The organism is Virgibacillus siamensis (assembly GCF_039522605.1).
Classification (GTDB): domain Bacteria; phylum Bacillota; class Bacilli; order Bacillales; family Amphibacillaceae; genus Lentibacillus; species Lentibacillus siamensis.
This window is the reverse complement of record NZ_BAAADS010000001.1, coordinates 112,614-126,248: the sequence shown is the minus strand read 5'-3', so window position 1 is coordinate 126,248 and position 13,635 is coordinate 112,614. Positions and strand designations below refer to the sequence as shown.

Here is a 13,635-nt window from a genome sequence, read left to right as displayed (position 1 = left end):
TATATCATTATGTAGTCAACATTTACTTACCTGGAACTTTTGCGTATAATATACAAAAAAGCAAATTGGGGTTTTATTATGAATAACGTGGAACAATCAATAGAAAATATGCATCTGGAATCGCAATTATCATTGGAGGATATACCGGAATTAAGCCTTTATATGGATCAGGTTATCCAACTTTTTGAAAATAAATTTGCGGATACCAAGCGAAATGAACATGAAAAAGTGCTGACAAAGACAATGATTAATAACTATGCTAAAGGTAAGTTGTTTTTTCCGATTAAAAATAAAAAATATTCCAGAGAACATTTGATGCTGATCAGCATGATTTATCAGATGAAAGGTTCATTATCCATCAATGATGTGAAACAGACGCTGGAAAAATTAAATCAAAAATTAATGGAGGAAGAATGTAATCTGCAGGACATTTATAAAAGCTACCTGAAACTGGACGAAGATAATGTTGATCTGTTTACAAATGCTGTATATGAACACTTGGATGCTGTCCATCATGAGGTGCAGCAGCTGGATGATGACAATCAGGACTATGTCGAACAGTTGTTGATGATTGCGGTGTTGACAAATATGAGTAATTATTATCGGCGGGCTGCGGAAAAAATGGTGGATGCTATCGGTAATGAAAAGATTGATCAAAAGGGGCAACAACTATGAAACTCAGTATTTTGGATCAGTCACCCATATCATCCGGAAAAACAGCACGTGATGCGCTTCATGCATCGGTTGAACTGGCGATACAGGCAGATGAGCTCGGGTTTACAAGGTATTGGATTGCTGAACATCATGATATGACGGGTCTTGCCTGTCCGAACCCCGATGTGATGCTGGGCATAATTGGGTCTCGTTCAGAGCGGATTCGAATTGGTGCAGGTGCAGTTCTTCTACCGCATTACAAGCCATTTCGCGTTGCGGAGACATATAATCTGCTGGCGACGTTATACCCGGGCCGCCTTGACTTAGGAATCGGTCGGGCACCAGGCGGATCGGCGGAAGCATCCATTGCACTTTCCGGTGATTTTTTGCAAAATGTACGCCAGATTCCGGAAAAGCTTGATGACTTAATGCATTTTTTACATAACGATTTTGCGGAAGATCAGATGTATTCCAAAATCAAGCCATCTCCGGTTCCCGATACTTCTCCTGAGGTATGGCTGCTTGGAACGAGTGAAAAAAGTGCCACACTGGCTGCCGAAAAAGGTTTGCCGTATGTATTTGGCCATTTTATGAGTGATGCGGACGGTCCGGAAATTGTAAAAAAATACAAGGATAAGGGACTGCGAACAATTGTGACTGTTTCAGTTATTTGTGCCGAAACAACGGCGGAAGCGGAACAACTGGCATTTAGCAGTATGTTATGGAATATTCAGAAGGCTAAAGGGGAAGGCGATGGGATGGTGCCGTCGGTTGATGCCGCTCAAGGCTATGTTTTCTCAGCCGAGGAAAAGGAGACAATTCGGAACATGCAGCAGAAAATGATTATCGGAAATCCGCAAGAAGTCAGAAGGCAGTTGGAGGAATTACAGGAATTCTATAATGTCGATGAATTAATGCTGGTGACGATTACCCACAGTTATGAAGCAAGATTGAAATCGTACCGGCTGCTGGCAGAGGAGTTGCAGCTAAGTCAATAGTCCATTTGCTAAAGTTCTCGATCATAAGGTGTTCCGCCAGATACATGCGGTGCACCTTATTTTTTGCGATATACGCCCTTAGACCTAGTTAAAAATATGGCTGGGGATCATTACGCACGAGCGCTTTGTTCGGTAAGATTGAGTTAAGAAAGGAGGCGGAATGCATGAAGAAATTTATGTTGTTTGTTGGAGGCCTGGTTGCCTTTTTCATCCTGCTTGCAAATATTGGACCGATGATTCTGCTTGGTCTAAGTGTATGGCTGTTGTATGTGATTTTTAAAAAGTTTGTTAAAAGTGATTCAACAGCAGGGAAAATCGGCTGGGTCATTGCCGGGTTGATTGTTCTTAGTATTGGTCTTTCCAATATTTATGCAGTGATCGGAGTTGCAGCAGCGTATGTGCTGTATCTGATTTATAAAAACTGGAAAGAAGATGATGTGGAACCTGCAGGACAATTTGTAGAAAGTGATGATCCATTTCAAAATTTTGAGCGCCAATGGGCAGAAATAAATCGATAAATCAAAAGGAGCGAATAACCATGACGAACATTTTTACACGGATTAAGGATTCGGTTTCGGCAGATCTCCACAATATGATGGATCAAAAGGAACAGAAGAATCCAATTGCAGCGTTAAATCAGTATTTACGCCAAAGTGAACAGGAGAAGGAAAAGGTACGGAAACTGGTTGATCGTCAACACAAACTGAAAGACGAATTTACCAGGGAATATCACAGAGCACAGGACATGGCCGACAAGCGGCAGCGGCAGGCCGGTGTTGCCGAAAAAGCCGGTGAAGACCAAATGCATGAGTTTGCTGTCAGGGAGCATGAGGAATATCAGGCACGCGCTGATCGCATGAAGGCTTCCCGTGAAGAAGCAGTTCAACAGCTGGAAGAACTGGAGCAGAAGTATGAAGATATGAAGCACAAATTGAAGGATATGCATTTGCGACGGATGGAACTGATGGGGAGGGAAAATATTGCCCGTGCCAATCATCAGATTAACCGGGTGGTGGATGATTCCAACGAGAAGCCGTTTCACCGTTTTGCCGAAATGGAAAAGTATATTGAAGGACTGGAACACAAAGTGAACAGTTCCTATTACAGAAGCACATTTGACAGCAAAATTGCCAAGCTGGAAAAAGAAATGCAGGAAGAGGCAAACTAACAGAAGCACAATTTCTGACATAGAGTACATTTCCAAAACGTGGTATACTGAACAGGCGCAGTCCTTCTGCGTCTGTTTAATTTAGCAGGTGGCAGTATTAAAACGCTTTACTGAAATTGTGCAAAAAGAAAGGGGGTCGCTTCATGTTTCAACGGTTATCAACAGATACACTAAACTGGATATTGATTATTGGAGTGATTCTCTTTGTCATAGAAATTGCTTTTTTTCACGGTGGGATGATTGTATCGGCCCTGTTCTCCGGATTCTTCATCTATATAGGCTGGAAAAACTTCACCAAACTATGGGGAAAAATCTTTTTCTGGCTTGGTTTAATCAGCTTGGTTTTTTCTATTCTGAACATGCTTGCCGTACGCTTCTTGATCATCGCAGCGATTGTTCTGTTTTTGGTGAATTATTCCAAGTCGAAACAGGAAGCTGAAAAAATCAATCCGGAATTGCCGGGGACGAATGAAGTTAATGAGCCGCCAGCCGTACAACGGAAACCATTATTTGATCATAAAGTTTTCGGTGATCAGCATACAACGGAAACAGCTTACCAGTGGCGGGATGTTAATATTCACGGTGCATTCGGGGACAGGGTGATTGATTTGAGCAATACCGTTCTCCCGAATGATACCGCAGTAATATCAATTCGTCATCTTGTTGGAAATATTACGATATATGTGCCGTACGAAGTGGAAGTAAGCATCCATCACAGTTCTGTTTTCGGCAGAGTCCATATTTTGGGAAATCACCATGGGAAGTTGATGAATCAATCACTTTTTTATCAAACACAACTTTATGATACGGCAGTTTCCCGGGTAAAAATTGTCACATCGGTGCTTTCCGGCGATATCGAGGTGAAGCGTATATGAGTACAATCTTACGCCACGTCTTTACCGCGGTGTTTTTCAGTGTATTCATTTCAGTGATGATAGTTGGACTGACTTTTGCTGCGTTCCCATTGGACAATTGGTCCGAGATACTGCGGCAAACACTTTACGATATTCCATATTTTGTGTATGTGATAGGGACGTCTATAACAGCAGGAGCAGTTATCGGAGTAATGACTGGCTGGTATTGGCGGCAGCGGATCCAGCGGGTTGAAAAACATCTCGATGAAGTGGCAAAAGGGCAGAAGCTCTCTGACGATGAGGAACCATATAAGGAACTGGAAAGAATTCAGTATCATGTCGGACAGATTCAGGAAAAAATTCGGCTGCAGACAGAGCATGCCCAACGACTCGTAACCGAACGTGCACAAGAGCGGGAAAAAAGCCTGCAGGAAATAGTAGTTCAGGAACGAAACCGTCTGGCAAGGGAACTGCACGATTCCGTCAGTCAGCAGTTATTTGCGGCTTCGATGATGATGTCGGCTATTAATGAAACAAACCCGCCTGAGGATTCATCCATCCGTAAGCAGCTGCAAATGGTTGAAAAAATGATTCATCAGTCACAGCTGGAAATGCGGGCACTGCTGCTGCATTTGCGTCCGGTGCCATTGAAAGGAAAGTCGCTGCAGGAAGGTGTCAATGAACTGCTTGTTGAATTGACACAAAAAGTACCGATGACGATTGAATGGAAGACAGAAGATTTTACAGTTGATAAAGGAGTGGAAGATCAGCTGTTTCGCATTTTGCAGGAATCGGTTTCGAATACATTGCGGCATGCCAAGGCTTCCTCGCTGAATGTGATGCTGATTGAACGGGATGAAATGATTATTATGCGTGTTGTTGACGACGGAATCGGGTTTGACCTTGAAAAGGTGAAGACAAGCTCATACGGTCTGGAAAACATGCGCGAACGTGCTTACCAGATTGGAGGTACGTTTAAGGTGGTCAGTCTGCCTGATGAAGGAACACGTATGGAAGTCAAAGTACCAAGCTATAGAAAAGAGGGTGAACAGCTTGATTAATGTATTATTTGCTGATGATCATGAAATGGTTCGGATTGGTGTGTCAGCATATTTATCTGCTCAAGCCGATATCGAGGTTATAGCAGAAGCGGATGATGGCGGTGAAGCAGTACGGTTGGCACTTGAGCTGAAACCGGATATCATTCTGATGGACCTGGTCATGCCTGAGATGGACGGCATTGAAGCGACCAAACAGATTATCGAACAGTGGCCGGAAGCTAAGATTATTGTCGTTACAAGTTTTTTGGATGATGAAAAAGTGTATCCGGCGCTTGAAGCAGGTGCAACAAGCTACATGCTGAAGACATCAAAAGCGGATGAAATCGCCGGCGCAATTCGGAAGACCTATGCCGGAGAATCTATTTTGGAGCCGGAAGTCACCGGCAAGATTATGAACCGGATGCGGGAAAAGCCTGCCGATGTTTTGCATGACCAGCTGACTGACCGTGAAATGGAAATTTTGTTGCTGATTGCTCAAGGAAAAACCAATCAGGAAATTGCTGATGAATTGTACATCGCGCTAAAAACGGTGAAAGTCCACGTCAGTAATATTCTCGGAAAACTGGAAGTGCAGGATCGTACGCAGGCAGTTATTTATGCGTTTAAAAATGATTTGGTTTAATGTTTTAAACGATTATTGTAAAAAGCGTGGCGAACGACTTGCGAAGTCCGGCCCGAAACGTGCGAACTTCAGCTGAAAACGTGCGAAATCCGGATAAACCGTGCAAAGTCAAGCTGAAACGTAAACAGTTTGGCTAACATGCACCCCCTTCCGTTTTAAAAGCGTGGCAGAATTCCAACTGTTGCTGCTTGATCGGGATTCCATACATTTGAAACCCCCCCTAAAGCCTCGTGTCATTGAGGCTTTTTGTGATAATTGGCTGCCAGATTGTAGATGGAAACCAATTCATAGAGCATGACATATTCTTCCGGAAAATTCGTTGTTTCTCCCGGAATTCGCTTATCGACCTTCCAGAATATTTCCGTGATTTGTTTCAGATGTTTTTGATGTGCTGCAGCATTATAGGTGTTTTTGTGAATCAATGCCTCTGATAACCTGTCAACAGCCTGAAAAATAATGGAGCATTCCTCATCAGTCCAGGTAATGACAGTTGATGGAAGCCGAATGACATTTCTTAAATGATAATGGATCAGCCGTAAACGAATTAACTGATTACCCGCATGTTCAAATTTCTGTTTATCACTCCCGGCCAATGGATGATATTTGGACTCTTCCTTTTGAAAACGGACAAGCTTTTCCGTTCGGTGGATGATGGTGTCCAATTGTTCCGCAGCATGTTCCACATTATTGTCAGCTTCATTTTGATTCCCCAGTATATTTTGGTAAACCTTCCTAACAACAAATCCTGTTTGCTTCGCAGTCTGGTGTAATTTTCCGGTGATTTCATCCGTATAATCAGGTGGAAAGATAATCAGATTGACAACGGTTGATACAAGTAGTCCCGTTGTGGTTGTTCCCAACCGAATAAAAAATGAAATTAAATAATTGTTGTGGATTACTTCAACCATAGCGACAGCGGTCAATGTGGCCACAAGCAGCCCGGCGTAAAGTCTCAGTCTATAGCAGGTTGCGATTGTCAAAACGGCGGCCAACGTGTATGTCAATGGTGAATTTCCGAACAATGAAATAAATAATACTGCATACGCTGAACCGATTGCAGAAGCTGGAAAACGGACGACTCCTTTTTTGATGGAGTCGGAAACAGTTGGTTCAACGGTTACAATTGCGGTAATAACGGCGAATACCGGCGGCCAATCCAGCAACACACAGATCCAGGCTGTAATGAATACAGACAGGCCGGTTTTGACAGTCCGGCTGCCGGCGATTTTTAAACGATTCATACATGGTCATCTCCAACACTTAACTATCATTTTCTATTTTTCCAGTATTGGTTGTTATTTTCAACCTTTTATCATTCGTTTTACCGGAAATAATACATTTTCTAAAAAAAGGGTTGCAATTAATTTCTTTTTCGCATAAACTGTATTACAACAATTAAATAATATAGTAATCTGTTATATAAAAGGGAGGGGATCAAATGAAAACGCCGACTTGTCCAGAATGCGGAAAACGAATCGATGAGCGAAGTATGGTGCTGGAATGCGATTATTGTCTATCTAAAAAGGAAGAATAATTTTTTTATCCATATTGTTATATAACAATATCAATTTAAGTTAAATTGTAATATAACAAGATTCCTGGCATTAGCTACGTACAATTAATTGAAAGGGGATACGAAAATGTCAAAAAACCGTGTGGAACAGATTCAGGATGAATGGGAAAGTCAAATGCGCTGGATGAATGTGAAAAGACCTTATTCAGCAGAGGATGTTATTCGATTGCGGGGATCAATCGACATTGAACATACGCTGGCCAAACAAGGTGCAGAAAAACTGTGGAATCTTATAAATGGACCGCACTATATTCATGCACTTGGCGCGTTGACTGGAAACCAGGCAGTTCAACAGGTGAAGGCAGGGTTGAAGGCAATTTACCTAAGCGGGTGGCAGGTGGCAGCTGATGCGAATCTGGCTGGGCAAATGTATCCTGACCAAAGTTTGTACCCGGTTAACAGCGTACCGAATGTTGTGAAGCGGATTAACCAGGCACTGCAAAGGGCTGATCAGGTTCACTTTGCTGAGGGCAATGATTCGATTGATTGGTTTGCCCCGATTGTTGCAGATGCTGAAGCCGGGTTTGGCGGACAGCTGAATGTTTTTGAACTGATGAAATCCATGATTGAAGCTGGTGCGTCTGCTGTTCATTTTGAGGATCAGCTGTCATCGGAAAAGAAATGCGGACATCTGGGCGGAAAAGTGTTGCTTCCAACGCAGACAGCCGTCCGAAATCTGATTTCTGCCAGGTTTGCCGCCGATGTGATGGGTACATCGACCATAATTATTGCCAGAACAGATGCCAATGCTGCTGACATGATTACAAGTGACGTTGATCCAAAAGATGCAGAATTTATTACAGGTGACCGCACATCAGAAGGGTTTTTTAAAACGAAATCCGGACTGGAGCAGGCAATTGCCCGTGGTCTTGCATATGCTCCTTATGCCGACATGATTTGGTGTGAAACTTCCGAACCGAATTTGCATGAAGCGAAGCGGTTTGCTGATGCCATTCATGAAAAGTATCCGAACAAACTGCTTGCCTACAATTGCTCGCCGTCATTTAATTGGAGAGGAAAACTTTCTGAGGACGAGATTTCTTCTTTTCAGGATGAACTCGGTAAAATGGGCTATAAATTCCAGTTTGTAACATTGGCAGGATTCCATGCATTGAACCACAGCATGTTTGATCTTGCGCGCGGCTATAAAGATCAAGGAATGGCAGCATATTCGAAGTTACAGCAGGCGGAATTTGCTAGTGAGCCTGCTGGTTACAGTGCAACCCGGCATCAGCGGGAAGTCGGAACGGGTTATTTTGATGAAGTAGCGCAAGTAATTTCCGGTGGTACCTCATCAACCGGTGCATTGGCAGGCTCTACTGAAACGGAACAATTTACATCGTAATTATTGCAATGGGCACCTCACTCATGATGGGGTGTCTTTTTGATGGTTTTGATGAATTCCTGATAGTACTGGCGTTTTCACTGATTGATTTCAAAAGTTCCCGATAGAATGTTGAATGTTGCTGATAGAACTTCAGTTTTCGCTGATTGAACTCCGGTTTTTGCTGTTAGGATTTTCTGATACAGGTCATCTTTCAGCAGAGTTTGCATACATGGTATACGAATTTCTCTTGGTTTAATCAAGGAAAGATTGGGAAAAAGTAAGTATCATGAAAGAAAGGGTAATGACATGATACGGATTATGGCACAGATAGACGACGATAACATCGTTCAAAATTTGGAATTGAAAGATTTGGAAAAAAAGAACTTTTCATGGGTTTGGATCGATTTTGAAGCCCCGTCACAGGATGAAATCGACTTGCTGCAGTCACATTTTCATTTCCATCCGCTCGCGGTGGAGGATTGCATGCATGACCTGCAGCGGCCGAAAATGGATTATTATGACAATCATTCTTTTTTTGTCATTCATGCCGTTGATAAAAATGATTTGTCTAAAAAAGAAATTGATATTTTTCTTGATGACAAACAAATCGTAACCTTCCATAAACATGCTTCAGGCTCAATCGATGCCACTTTCCGTCTGGTGGAACGAATGCACGAAAAGGAATTGCTGGATGAGTATTTTGTCTTTCATCAATTGCTGGATAATGTTGTCGACAAGTATTTTCCGATTGTTTATGATATTGAAGATCACATAAATGAAATCGAGGACAACACCAGGCGATTATCGATGGAGCAATTGCTTGAACAGTTATTTGACCGTCGCAGCGAATTGCTGAAGATGAGGCAGACAGTCCATCCAATGCGGGATCTTTTATACCGGATGCTGAATACACATCAACTGGAAAGAGTTCATGATCGGCGGGAGTATTTTGTCGATATCCATGACCACTTGATTAAGGTTGCTGACATGATTGCTTCAAACAGGGAAATGACACAGGATATCCGCGACAGTTATTTGTCACTTAATTCACATCAGACAAATCGAACAATGCAGATTCTTACCGTGATTTCGGTTATTTTTATGCCTTTGACGTTTATTGTCGGAATTTACGGCATGAATTTTGTGTATATGCCGGAATTGGACAATAAATATGGGTATTTTATCGTATGGTTTGTCATGCTGGTCATTGGCGGAGCGATGTTTTATTGGTTTAAGAAAAAAGGCTGGTTCGATTAAAGCGCAGGTATACTGCGCTTTTTTTATATGAAAAACTCGCTTTCATTTTTGAAATACAATTGTAATACTATTATTACAGTCATGTCATTTTTACATGATATAATGCGAATTGCCTAAGAAAATATGTTACATAATCTATTATAATTTATCACATTACTGCAAATTACCCAGTAAATCAGGAAAATACATAGACAGATTTTGCGGTTGTGAAAGGGAAGCGGGGAATAGAAAGTTGAAGAAAACAATTAGTACAATTGCCACTGCAGGTGTGGTTGTGTTGGGCAGTGCAATTTTTGGGACTACCGTTCACGCTGAAACACCTAGCAATTTGCAGGAAGTACAATCGGAACGGTCTGATATAAAACAAGATTTGTCGAAAGCTGAATCCAAAATTGCCGATGTAATGGTAGATTTGGAAAAATTAAATAAAAAAATTGAACAAGTTGAACATGCATTAGAGCAAAACAAACAAAAAATGAAAGAAACCAAAGGGAAGATTTCCAATACCAAAAAGGAAGTTGCCGCTTTTGAAAAAGAAATAAAGCAATTGGAAGAAGATATTGAAAAACGGTATGAAATTCTAAAAGACCGAATCAAATCATATCAGCGAAGCGGCGGGGATGTTAGCTTTCTGCAAGTTGTTTTCGGTTCTGAAAGTTTCAGTGATTTGATCAGCCGTGTTTCTGCAGTTTCAAAAATTGCGGAGGCTGACGAAAATCTAATGAAACGGCAGAAGGAAGATAAGGCAGAACTTGAAAAGAAACAGGACAAGGTTGAGAAAAAACTGAGCAAGTTAAAGGATATGAAGGCAGAGCTTGAGTTTACACAGGAAACAATTTTGTCACAAAAAGATCAAGTAGAAGCTGACAAGAAAAAGTTAAAAAACAAAGAAAAAGATTTACGGGATATGAAAGCGGAATTGGAAAATAAGGACGACAGTCTTGCTGCTGTTGAACAGGAAATTCGTGATCGCCAGCAGCGTGAAGCCCAAGCTCGAAGCAATAATACAGGCGCTTCATCAGCTGGTACTGATGCGGGGGCATCATCAAATTCTTCCAGTGACGGTGGGGATTTAACACAATTAAGCAGCAAATCATCCAAGGCTGCCACTGTTTCTTCCGGAAGCTATAGTTCAGCAATAGCAGCCGGCTATACTGTTACAGGAACTCCATATGTATTTGGCGGAAAAACACCATCAGGATTTGACTGCTCCGGATTTGTATCGTGGGCATTTGCACAGGCTGGTGTGTCTATTCCATCAAGTACATCAGCATTACAGTCTGTTGGTACGAGAGTTTCTTACAGTAATGCGCAGCCTGGTGACCTTATCTTCTTTAATACGTATAAAACAAATGGCCATGTTGGAATCTACTTGGGCAATGGTAAGTTTCTCGGTGCGCAAAGCAGTACCGGCGTGGCGGTTGCCAGTGTGAATAATGTTTATTGGAGCAAACACTTCAGTGGTCATGTACGTCGTATTAAATAGATAGTGCTATTATCTAAAAGATCTATCCTTAAAACAGGGTAGGTCTTTTTTGTAGGTTAATGAATTGGGGTAGATGGACCATGTATCTAAAAGCGAATATCACCGGAGATGAAGGCAGCATTCACAACTCAAGCGTATAAGTTACATAAATAATATAAGATATGTATAATGAATTTCGGGATTCTATATTTATATGATTTAAACACCAGAGGAGGGAACTGCAATATGCAAGATGTTAAAGAACTTCGTGCGGCAGCACACGATATTGATCCGATCTATATTAACAGATGGTCTCCGAGATCATTTTTGAATAAAGAAGTTCCTGAGGATGTTCTGCAGAGTGTATTTGAAGCAGCTCGCTGGGCACCATCGGCAGCAAATATTCAGCCATGGAGGTTCATCATCGCCCGTAAACCTGAAGATCGCGGCCGTTTCCATTCCTTTATTTATGATGGGAATGTTGCATGGTGTGAAAAGGCACCTGTTCTTGCAGCGGTTGTTTCAAAAACTGATGCCGAATTTACAGGTGGACACAATCCTTCACATGGATTTGATACGGGCGCTGCATGGGGCTACCTGGCACTTGAGGCAGCAAGGAAAGGTTTATCTACACACGCAATGGGCGGCTTTGATAAAGAAAAGGCAAAAGCAGTACTTGGTATTCCCGATAACTATGTTGTACATGCTATTGTAGCGATTGGTTATCAGGGGGACAAAGCAGCATTGCAGGAACAATTCCGTGACCGGGAAAAACCGTCTGATCGAAATGAGAAAGGATCATTTATTTCAGAAGGATTATTCAAGGAAAAATTATAATATCTATAAATAAACGTTCCAGGAGGAAGGAATAAATGAAAAGTAAGCAGTTGACAGTGGTGCACTGTCAGCTGCTTTTTTTCGTAATAACTGATGTGGTCAATCCAACAACACCAACCATCAGACTGGAATAAAAAATGGTTGTTTCCTTAATAACAGTTGATCCAATCAAAATGACAAGGCCATCAATGAAAAGGATAACCATTCCGACATTCAGGGAAGTACTTTTTGAAATCATTAAAGCGAGAAGGTCAGTCCCGCCCGTGCTTATCTTTGTATACAACATCATTCCAATACCTGTTCCGATTAACACACCTCCAGTTAACGCACTGATAAGAATCGGTGCTGTATGCAGTGTGGATAATGGGTGAAACAAATCAATAAGAAATGATGAAACTAGCAGACCATGTATTCCATTGTAGAAATATGTGCGAAAATAAAACCAGGCATACATGTATAAAGGCAGGCTAAGCAGGATAATGGTTAGACCAGGCTTTAACCCGATGGTATATTTGGCAATCAGACCGAGGCCGATAATTCCGCCATCCACTAAATGATGCGGAATAACAAAACAGTTAATTCCAATTGCAATCAGGCAGCTGCCGAGCAATGTGGAAATCATTTTTTTGAACATGTAAGCAGTCACCACATATCTCGTCCAAATTTCGTTCCTTATAAATAGATATGTACATGCAGCAGGAAATATCCGTCCGTCTTTCAAAAAAAGTTGACCGGAAAAGCAATATTGGTTATACTCATGTTATTAAGTCTTCTAGGGTTCCGCGGTGATGACCGGACTGGTCCAAGAGAAGACGCACGTACGTGTACACGGAGGGAGAAAAGCCCGGGAGGATATCAGCGCGATATCTTCCCGGGCTTTTTGTTTTGGATAGCCGGCTATTGGCGAAACGAGAGGAACATCAACTGGTTCCGGATGAAACATCAACCGAGTGGGGGAGAACATCAACCATTGAGGCGAAACATCAACCGTTCCCAGGAGAACATCAACCGATTGTGACACAACATCAACCGTAAACGGGGAATATCAACTGATCAGTGTAAAACATCCCCATTAACGGAAGGTATTAACACTTCAGGAGGCTGAAAAATGAACAAAAGCTGGAACATTGTATTTTTGGCAGGGTTATTTGAAATTGGCTGGGTAGTTGGACTAAAACATTCCTATAACGTTGGAACTTGGCTGTTAACAGCACTTGCGATTTATTTCAGTATGCACTTGCTGATCATTGCGTCAAGAAACTTGCCGGTTGGGACTGCGTATGCGGTTTTCACGGGAATGGGAACAACTGGCACTGTAATTCTGGGCTTTACCGTTTTCGGTGAGCCGTTCAGTCTGGCAAAAACAGTCCTGATTGCAATTTTGCTTACCGGGGTTATCGGGTTAAAAATGATTACGTCTGAAGAAGAAGGGGAGCGGGCATCATGAGCTGGGTATTTTTACTTGTTGCGGGAGCTGGTGAGATTGTTGGTGTTATGGGAATAAACAAAGTAAATACTAAAAAAGGTATTGCTTCATTTGCCTGGCTGCTGGGAGGCTTTGCCATCAGTTTTATTTTCCTGACTATTGCTATGCAAACAATCCCGATGAGCACTGCTTATGCGGTCTGGACAGGAATTGGAACGGTTGGCAGCGCCCTGGCAGGCATTATATTCTATAAGGAATCCACCGACTGGCGCCGGGTGCTGTTCATCAGCATGGTGCTGTCAGCTGCCGTGGGACTAAAACTGTTCTCCTGACATGTTTATTAAAAGGTAATATCGGAAACGAAACAAGTAACAACTATTTAAAGGAGTGCCG

16 protein-coding genes and 1 riboswitch are annotated in these 13,635 nt (G+C 42.1%); of the genes, 14 read left to right on the top strand and 2 right to left on the bottom strand.

Annotated features, from left to right (window positions below):
- Positions 1-78: 78 nt before the first annotated feature.
- The 7 genes from ABD010_RS00665 (at position 79) to ABD010_RS00635 (ending at position 5,357) form a co-directional block, all read left to right on the top strand.
- Complete coding sequence (locus ABD010_RS00665; protein ID WP_343809325.1) at positions 79-675, top strand: DUF1836 domain-containing protein; 597 nt, start codon at positions 79-81, stop codon at positions 673-675.
- Entirely contained in the window at positions 672-1,652 is a 981-nt protein-coding gene (locus ABD010_RS00660; protein ID WP_343809323.1) for an LLM class flavin-dependent oxidoreductase, read from the top strand. Before ABD010_RS00665 ends, ABD010_RS00660 begins: the two co-directional genes overlap by 4 nt.
- Before the next feature lie 164 nt (positions 1,653-1,816).
- The gene (locus ABD010_RS00655) at positions 1,817-2,170 is read left to right on the top strand and encodes a lmo0954 family membrane protein (RefSeq protein ID WP_343809320.1); all 354 of its coding nucleotides are present in this window, start codon (positions 1,817-1,819) and stop codon (positions 2,168-2,170) included.
- A gap of 20 nt (positions 2,171-2,190) precedes the next feature.
- Positions 2,191-2,820, top strand: a complete 630-nt coding sequence (locus ABD010_RS00650; protein WP_343809318.1) for a PspA/IM30 family protein — start codon at positions 2,191-2,193, stop codon at positions 2,818-2,820.
- 143 nt (positions 2,821-2,963) lie between these two features.
- Positions 2,964-3,695: a cell wall-active antibiotics response protein LiaF gene (gene liaF, locus ABD010_RS00645; RefSeq protein ID WP_343809316.1), complete on the top strand. Its 732-nt coding sequence runs from the start codon at positions 2,964-2,966 to the stop codon at positions 3,693-3,695.
- The gene (locus tag ABD010_RS00640; protein ID WP_343809314.1) at positions 3,692-4,735 is read left to right on the top strand and encodes a sensor histidine kinase; all 1,044 of its coding nucleotides are present in this window, start codon (positions 3,692-3,694) and stop codon (positions 4,733-4,735) included. Before liaF ends, ABD010_RS00640 begins: the two co-directional genes overlap by 4 nt.
- Positions 4,728-5,357, top strand: a complete 630-nt coding sequence (locus tag ABD010_RS00635) for a response regulator (RefSeq protein ID WP_343809312.1) — start codon at positions 4,728-4,730, stop codon at positions 5,355-5,357. Before ABD010_RS00640 ends, ABD010_RS00635 begins: the two co-directional genes overlap by 8 nt.
- Positions 5,358-5,590: 233 nt before the next feature.
- Here the strand turns inward: ABD010_RS00635 and ABD010_RS00630 are convergent, their stop codons facing one another.
- Positions 5,591-6,598, bottom strand: a complete 1,008-nt coding sequence (locus ABD010_RS00630) for an aromatic acid exporter family protein (RefSeq protein ID WP_343809310.1) — start codon at positions 6,596-6,598, stop codon at positions 5,591-5,593.
- 399 nt (positions 6,599-6,997) lie between these two features.
- Here ABD010_RS00630 and aceA point away from each other — a divergent pair, with 399 nt between their 5' ends.
- The 4 genes from aceA (at position 6,998) to ABD010_RS00605 (ending at position 11,816) form a co-directional block, all read left to right on the top strand.
- Entirely contained in the window at positions 6,998-8,275 is a 1,278-nt protein-coding gene (aceA, locus tag ABD010_RS00620; protein WP_343809308.1) for an isocitrate lyase, read from the top strand.
- A gap of 288 nt (positions 8,276-8,563) precedes the next feature.
- Positions 8,564-9,514 carry a magnesium/cobalt transporter CorA gene (gene corA, locus ABD010_RS00615; RefSeq protein ID WP_343809306.1) on the top strand — a complete coding sequence of 317 codons (951 nt, stop codon included), beginning with the start codon at positions 8,564-8,566 and terminating at the stop codon, positions 9,512-9,514.
- A gap of 232 nt (positions 9,515-9,746) precedes the next feature.
- Positions 9,747-11,000: a C40 family peptidase gene (locus ABD010_RS00610; RefSeq protein ID WP_343809304.1), complete on the top strand. Its 1,254-nt coding sequence runs from the start codon at positions 9,747-9,749 to the stop codon at positions 10,998-11,000.
- A gap of 225 nt (positions 11,001-11,225) precedes the next feature.
- The gene (locus tag ABD010_RS00605) at positions 11,226-11,816 is read left to right on the top strand and encodes a nitroreductase family protein (RefSeq protein ID WP_343809302.1); all 591 of its coding nucleotides are present in this window, start codon (positions 11,226-11,228) and stop codon (positions 11,814-11,816) included.
- A 67-nt stretch (positions 11,817-11,883) separates the two neighbouring features.
- Here ABD010_RS00605 and ABD010_RS00600 read toward each other — a convergent pair whose 3' ends face one another.
- The gene (locus ABD010_RS00600; protein ID WP_343809300.1) at positions 11,884-12,450 is read right to left on the bottom strand and encodes a YitT family protein; all 567 of its coding nucleotides are present in this window, start codon (positions 12,448-12,450) and stop codon (positions 11,884-11,886) included.
- Positions 12,451-12,577: 127 nt separating this feature from the next.
- A riboswitch (guanidine-I (ykkC/yxkD leader) is annotated at positions 12,578-12,669 on the top strand.
- A gap of 47 nt (positions 12,670-12,716) precedes the next feature.
- Between ABD010_RS00600 and ABD010_RS00595 the strand changes: the two genes are divergently transcribed.
- The 3 genes from ABD010_RS00595 to ABD010_RS00585 all read left to right on the top strand — a co-directional run bounded on the left by ABD010_RS00595 (position 12,717) and on the right by ABD010_RS00585 (position 13,574).
- The gene (locus ABD010_RS00595; RefSeq protein WP_343809298.1) at positions 12,717-12,851 is read left to right on the top strand and encodes a hypothetical protein; all 135 of its coding nucleotides are present in this window, start codon (positions 12,717-12,719) and stop codon (positions 12,849-12,851) included.
- Between the two features lie 73 nt (positions 12,852-12,924).
- On the top strand, positions 12,925-13,263 hold the full coding sequence (locus ABD010_RS00590; protein ID WP_343809296.1) for a DMT family transporter: 339 nt from the start codon (positions 12,925-12,927) through the stop codon (positions 13,261-13,263).
- Complete coding sequence (locus ABD010_RS00585; protein WP_343809294.1) at positions 13,260-13,574, top strand: DMT family transporter; 315 nt, start codon at positions 13,260-13,262, stop codon at positions 13,572-13,574. Before ABD010_RS00590 ends, ABD010_RS00585 begins: the two co-directional genes overlap by 4 nt.
- Positions 13,575-13,635: the final 61 nt, after the last annotated feature.